This is a genomic window from Bartonella sp. TT110JLCBS, assembly GCF_042193405.1.
GTDB lineage: Bacteria > Pseudomonadota > Alphaproteobacteria > Rhizobiales > Rhizobiaceae > Bartonella.
The window spans coordinates 1-3,628 of sequence record NZ_JBHILT010000059.1; the positions used below are offsets into that span (position 1 = coordinate 1).

General features: G+C 38.4%; 6 protein-coding genes. All 6 read right to left on the reverse strand.

Features of this window, described 5'->3' with window-relative positions; translation table 11 throughout:
• Window positions 1-133 precede the first annotated feature (133 nt).
• The gene (locus ACFILW_RS09135; RefSeq protein WP_375685629.1) at window positions 134-757 is read right to left on the reverse strand and encodes a lambda exonuclease family protein; all 624 of its coding nucleotides are present in this window, start codon (window positions 755-757) and stop codon (window positions 134-136) included.
• Between the two features lies 1 nt (window position 758).
• Complete coding sequence (locus tag ACFILW_RS09140) at window positions 759-1,571, reverse strand: ERF family protein (protein ID WP_375685631.1); 813 nt, start codon at window positions 1,569-1,571, stop codon at window positions 759-761.
• A gap of 241 nt (window positions 1,572-1,812) precedes the next feature.
• Window positions 1,813-2,196, reverse strand: coding sequence for a hypothetical protein (locus tag ACFILW_RS09145; protein ID WP_273790346.1), 384 nt, complete (start codon window positions 2,194-2,196; stop codon window positions 1,813-1,815).
• Complete coding sequence (locus ACFILW_RS09150) at window positions 2,190-2,591, reverse strand: hypothetical protein (protein WP_375613985.1); 402 nt, start codon at window positions 2,589-2,591, stop codon at window positions 2,190-2,192. The genes ACFILW_RS09145 and ACFILW_RS09150 overlap by 7 nt, the downstream gene beginning before the upstream one ends.
• On the reverse strand, window positions 2,591-3,130 hold the full coding sequence (locus ACFILW_RS09155) for a hypothetical protein (protein ID WP_375613984.1): 540 nt from the start codon (window positions 3,128-3,130) through the stop codon (window positions 2,591-2,593). Before ACFILW_RS09155 ends, ACFILW_RS09150 begins: the two co-directional genes overlap by 1 nt.
• 12 nt (window positions 3,131-3,142) lie before the next feature.
• A complete protein-coding gene (locus ACFILW_RS09160) occupies window positions 3,143-3,460 on the reverse strand; it encodes a hypothetical protein (protein WP_375607465.1) in 318 nt (105 codons plus the stop codon).
• Window positions 3,461-3,628: the final 168 nt, after the last annotated feature.

Consider the following 3,628-nt stretch of genomic DNA (forward strand, 5'->3'; position numbering starts at 1 on the left):
TGGTAAAAAAACAAAATTCCTCATCTTTAGCAGGCTGTATGATAATATGTTTGGTGTTACACACGTTTAATTTCCTTAGTAAATGGGTGGGGGGGCTTAGGAAAGAGGAGAAGGAGAGAGCACCCCCATAGGTTTAAGCAGCTTTTGTCAAAATCTTTTGCATCTCTTGTTCTATTTCCCCTAAAAAGATTTCGACCGCTTTATTAATCTCTTCAATGTGTTTCTCATCGCGGTTGACGCGTTTGATTTTCATTCTCAAACCAGTAGATTTGCCTACAAAGTTTGGATTATAGCTCATGAAATCACACCATTTGCGTTCTGTACAAGCCATTTGGAATTGCATCTGTGCGTGATATTCTGGTTTGATTTCGTCATAAATAAAAAAGCGCAAATGCGTGGTTGATTGTGGACATTTGACTTCGATTAAACCGTCCTCTCCAATCAACCCATCAGGACTAGCCCCCGCCATTTCCATTTTTGGGTGTGGGATAAACCCGCATCTTGTGACTTCTGCGTCATAAATGAATTCATATTCTCTTAAGGCATCTTCTTCATGTTTAATGCCCCATTGCATAGCAGGTGTTGTATAAGATTGGCTTATTTCCTCTATTAAGCGTTCTGCCATGAGTTTCGTTTTGTAGTCTTCATATTTGCTTGTAGGCAAACCTTTTGCTGTCTTACTGAGTACGTTGTAAACGTTTGAAGCAGTGACTTTACCCAAGCGCGCTTGAAACCATTCTGCTGTTCTTTGTTCCATCTCACACCGCCGTTCCCTGTTCGTATGGCGTTTCTATATCGGCATCTTGTATAGGTGCATCTAATTGCTCTTGTTGTGCTTTATTCATTTGCTTTCGTTGCTTTTTTTTCAAAGAAAACAAAGCGATTTGTGCTTGTTTATAAGACATATCTGTTAGATTTTTTGCTCCTACGAAAGAGATAAGCTTACTTTCTTCAGATTGTGTTTTTTTAATTAATTCTTTGATTTCATTCATCTGTTTAGGAGAGATACCCGCAAGAAGTGTTATTCCATCTGTATCGTCTTCTTTTCTTGCAACATTAAGAAGCATGCCTAAGAGATATCTCCGTGCGTAGGTGAGAGTAGAACCAACCGCTTGTATGTTATTTTTGCTCCCTGTAGCGTCAAAAGGAAATGTTCCTTCTGTTGATATTTCATTGCCCGATATATGCTTTAAAGTCATTTCTACAGTTATGTCATTTGAACTCTGGTCTTTGATACGAGAGAACAAGGCAAAGTGATGTTTTGCAAGGGGTTCTTTAATAGCATCAATATATTTATCAAGCGTTGTATAGAGGCTTTTAGTATGTGTATTAATGGCGTTTTGTTCGATATTTTTGTATTCCATTTGCATAGCAGAAAGATCACGGACAAAGTTTTGGCGCTCTTGTCGTTCTATCTCCTTTTCTCGCAATTCAAGAAGGCTCTTGAGACGTTCCATATCGACATCATCTTTTAGAGCTCTTTCTAAAATCAGCTCCATAGCTGTAGATTTGACTTCACAATCGTTCGTTGTTTTCACTAATTCCGTTTGTGTGGTACTTAGTTCACTCATCTTGATTTCCTCCTATTTGAGCGCAATTCCCCCGTGGCGTGAATCACGCATGTGTTAAAAGTTGGTTTGGTTGTTAGAGTTTGGATTTTATAGGCTGCATTATGTCTTCAGAAATTATGGTATCTACATAAGGCTCGTCTTTATACCCAGAGATAGTGATACAAAGTTCACCTAGATTGTGAGTATTTCTCACAACTAACTGTGCACACAAGGTAGGTTTAATTCCATATTTATACATGATTTATTTTTTCTCGTTTGTTGTGATACGGCTTTCTCCGCAGATCTCTGAATCTCCGTAAATTTTTGCGTCGCCATAAACTCTTGCATTGGGATAAACAATTGCATTTCCGTAAATCTGTGCGTTTTCAAAAATGCGACCACCACCATATACTCGGGCGTTATTATAAATTTTTGCATTGTCATAAATTTTTGAACCCCAAGTAACACAAGCATTATCATAGACCCAGCAATTGCCATCATGAGAGAGATTGCTTTCATTTTCTATAAAGCCCCCAAGGTCCCCAGCCTTAACATCATCAAAATCTCTTAAAGCACGAATGCGGTACAATGTATGGCAACTTACAATATCGGTGGTTTCATTAGTCAATTCGTATTTTTTCACCATGCTTTTTCTCCAGTGGACATGACGTTATCGCCATCAATATCCGCATCACGATAAATTTTTGCGTCGCCATAAATACGTGCATTACCGGAAACTGTTGCCATTCCATAAACTTCGGCAAAACCGTAAACATGTGCATTATGTTTAATTCGTGCACTACCATAAACTTCAGCATCATCATAAACTTGAGCATTATCGTAAACGCAAGCACAAGATAAGACGAATGCATTACCACCTACCCAGCAATTACCATGATGCGATAGGTTGTTTTCATGTTCTATAAAGCCGCCTAAATTACCTTTTTTAATAACTCCAAAGTCTCTTAAAGCGCGGATACGGTGAAGAGTTACCCCTTTAAACTCAGCTTTCTCATCAGTAAGTTCGTACTTCTTTTCCATTAGTTTGCTCCAGTGGATATTCTGCTATTGCTGCCAATCCAATCTTCACAACGTAAATCCGCATCACCGTAAATTTTTACATTTCCGTAAATGTGTGTATTACCGCCAACTTTTGCATTTCCATAAACGCTTGCCTTATCGTAAACATATGCTTCATAATAAACATGAGAATTGCCATAAACATGTGCATGATCAAAAACTTTAGCGTCACCGTAAACGTATGCATCACCGTAAATTTCTGCATAATTGTAAACTTTTGCTTCATCAGAAACGAGTGCATCTCCATAAACCCGCGCATCACCATAAACATAGGCATAACCGGAAATATGTGCATTTTGATAAACACGAGCATTATCATAAACCCTAGCATAATCTCCAACCCAACAATCGCCCCCATGACTAAGATTGCCTTCCTTTTCAATAAAACCGCCAAGGTCACCTTTTTTGACATTTCCAAAATCTTTTAATGCACGTATGCGGTAAAGCGTGCGTCCGCCAACTTCATCCATTTCATCAGTCAATTCGTATTTTTTTTCCATGATTTATCCCCCCTACCTTAAAATAGCGTCACTTCCATAAAATGCTGTATCGCCGGCTACTATGGCATTACCACGAACTTTTGCGTTATTATAAACTTCGGCATCATCATAAACCTTCGCATTTTCAGAGATATATGCATTTTGATAAATACAAGCATTGCCTCCAACCCAGCAATTATCATCATGGCTAAGATTCCATTCACTCTCGACAAAGCCTCCAAGGTCGCCTTCTTTGACATCATCAAAATCTTTTAAGGCGCGTATGCGATAAAGCGTTATTCCATCAATTTTGATTGTTTCATCAGTGAGTTTATATTTCTTTTTTATCATGATAACCTCCTCTTAATGCATGCTTTGTCTTTTAAGCTCTTGAGACAGCACACCAATTCCTTTTGCTGTGATTTTTGCGCAAGGAATGACTTTTTCTATTCCACTTGCGGTTTGAAGTGTGATAGTTGGACAATCCATAAGTTTCTTTTGGATTTTGTCTTGATACGG

Excerpts from the sequence above, each read along its gene's own strand:
- ACFILW_RS09135 (WP_375685629.1), bottom strand. The coding sequence starts at position 757 with ATGGAACAAAGAACAGCAGAATGGTTTCAAGCGCGCTTGGGTAAAGTC.
- ACFILW_RS09160 (WP_375607465.1), bottom strand. The coding sequence starts at position 3,460 with ATGATAAAAAAGAAATATAAACTCACTGATGAAACAATCAAAATTGAT.
- ACFILW_RS09140 (WP_375685631.1), bottom strand. The coding sequence starts at position 1,571 with ATGAGTGAACTAAGTACCACACAAACGGAATTAGTGAAAACAACGAAC.
- ACFILW_RS09155 (WP_375613984.1), bottom strand. The coding sequence starts at position 3,130 with ATGGAAAAAAAATACGAATTGACTGATGAAATGGATGAAGTTGGCGGA.
- ACFILW_RS09145 (WP_273790346.1), bottom strand. The coding sequence starts at position 2,196 with ATGGTGAAAAAATACGAATTGACTAATGAAACCACCGATATTGTAAGT.
- ACFILW_RS09150 (WP_375613985.1), bottom strand. The coding sequence starts at position 2,591 with ATGGAAAAGAAGTACGAACTTACTGATGAGAAAGCTGAGTTTAAAGGG.